Source organism: Endozoicomonas sp. SESOKO3 (assembly GCF_024606255.1).
This window is the reverse complement of record NZ_JAHHPR010000568.1, coordinates 1-2,428: the sequence shown is the minus strand read 5'-3', so window position 1 is coordinate 2,428 and position 2,428 is coordinate 1. Positions and strand designations below refer to the sequence as shown.

Here is a 2,428-nt window from a genome sequence, read left to right as displayed (position 1 = left end):
CCTGGATGCATTCTCAACTGGTAAAATACTTCGGTTTCAAACCCGTCATTAAAAATTTTCTGACCAGTCAGCTCTTTATTCAGAATATTCAGCAAGTGGTAGCCGTTCTAAGCGGTATCAACGAAGCGCAGATCGATGCTCTTGGGGAGAACAAAAAGTTTGCTTCCAAAGTCACGGGCGACATGGCCGGACAGCTGATTGAGATAGAAAGCGAGCTGAAAGAGCAGCAACAGACAACAGAACTCAAACTCGTCCAGCTCAGAAAGGAGATGAAACTCTTAACGGAGACAATTGTTGATAGTCACCAGAAAATATACAGATCACTTCAGCTCAGGCAACGAGTTGAGAATGAGTTTCTACAGACTCTTAAAGTGATGGCAGGACTGCAACAGCTGTCACATAAACTTCAGCAGGAAGTCGAAGGCATTCCAAGGCTGGAACAACAAGTTCTTGATGCCAGAGCAGATGCCACAATAGCTCGCAACATTCAAATGGCGGCGGAGCTTGGTATTGACAACTGGGATGATACCCAGCCACTGGCAGAACAAGCCAGAATCATCAGAAAAAAAACGAATGAAATCTACAGAGCGGTGTCTGCAACAGAGCCCGCAAAAGGACAGTCCGATGAGGCTCTGAATACAAAATTGGCAGCCATTGAAGGCCATTTCGGTATTACTCCGATCGATGAAAATGATCGGGTTGCCCGCATTGAGTCCATTCAACAGCTTGTGCAACTAAGGGCAGAACTAGCCTTTAAGCCCTACCACGAACTGTCCGCTATCATTGGAGATCGGCCCGTTCCGCCCCCGGTTAGTGAAAATCAACTGCGAGCCCTTTGCCTCACTATTTTGGACTACGATGTCCAGCAATACAATATACAGCAGCAACTTGAGGCCTTTCAGCACCAACTGGCGAATCAACAAGAGCAAGAAAAACAGCAAAACCGGTTACAGAAACTTCAGCAGGAAGTCGAACAAATTCCAAAGCTGGAACAACCCGTTCGTGATGCCAGAGCAGGTGCCAAAATAGCTCGCAACATCCAAATGGCAGCAGAGCTTGGAATTGATAACCGGGATGATACCCAGCCACTGGAAGAGCAAGCCAGGCTCATCAGCCTGAAAACTCAGGAAATCAAGCAGGTAGCCGAGGTCGATCAGGAATATCTTCAGCAACAGAGCACCGGAACAGAAGCTCAAAAAATAGCTGCAACCATTGCCGCGCATTTAAACATCAAGGATTTTGATCGCGGTGCAGATATTGAGACTCAACAAAAACTTCTGATTCAGAGCATTCAGAAACTGAATGCTCAACGCGAAACATTGGACGTTCATCAAGAACGGATCCTTCAGAGAGTTCAGGAACTGAATGCTCAAAGCGATATTGACATAACTTACGACAAACTCATGCGAAATGCTTTGGCAGTGCTTTATGGTAAGAAACAGCCTGAAGACAGCACATTGGGGGATCAGATCACACTGATAGAAGCAATACATGAGAATGTAAACAAGCTTGCCAGTATGGAAGAAGAACTGGAAGACATCAGAACACCGGGGCACCCCATAACCAGGCCCGAAGTACTTGATAAACTAAGTGTCGTCGAAGAAGCACTGGAAATGGGTGATCCCGACAGCGAAGACGATGAGTATTACCGTCGTCAGGCCATTTCCGGGAGGATGCAGACAGCCATCACAGAAGCCAGACAGAAGGCTCAGGAAGAGACGCAGAATCTGCTGAAAACCGTAGAAGCAATGCTCAAAATCGAAGTCAATGAAGGAGATGACAAGGCAAAACGACTTGACAGGATTCTTACCAGACTTGACAGCGATGATGTCACCGAAAAAATGCTGGATGATATAAATAATGCACTCTGGGAAGAAGACTTCACCACTGAATACGAAAAAAGAAAAGTTAAACTTGACAGGCTTCACTGGCGCCTGAGCCTCTATGTCGAAGACGAGGATTTTCGAATCACAAGACAACAGGAACAGATGCTTATAGCTGTAGAGGACGCGCTGCTTATCGACAAGAGGGAAAACATTGCTGCCAAGGAAAGAGCCAGAGACCTGGTTGCTAAACTGGCCGATGATCTGAAAATAGAATTTGAAAAAGATGCCAGCCTGAATGAACAGAGGGTTGTTCTAAGAGCCGGATTTCGGACATTAAATTCCGAACTGAGCAAACCCTATGATGATGAAGGCATCATAAGAGAAAGAAATAATGAAATGGCATTGCGCCTTGTCATTCTGGACTATAAAGAGGATGCCCCTGCAGATGATCAGATCAATCTCATTAAAGAAACACTCGAACAGCGGTATATAGCCGTTTTTAAAGCGTGTCAGCCTATGGTTGAAGAGCGTATTGCAGCCATTGAGAATGAGCTTGACAGGCAAATGGCTCGCCTGGGACCTAAACCCCGATACGTTCTTGA

At 45.9% G+C, this 2,428-nt stretch carries 1 protein-coding gene; it reads left to right on the top strand.

Features of this window, described 5'->3' with window-relative positions:
- A partial coding sequence (locus tag KDK18_RS09760; RefSeq protein ID WP_257254715.1) for a hypothetical protein occupies positions 1–2,428 on the top strand: 2,428 nt, incomplete at both ends.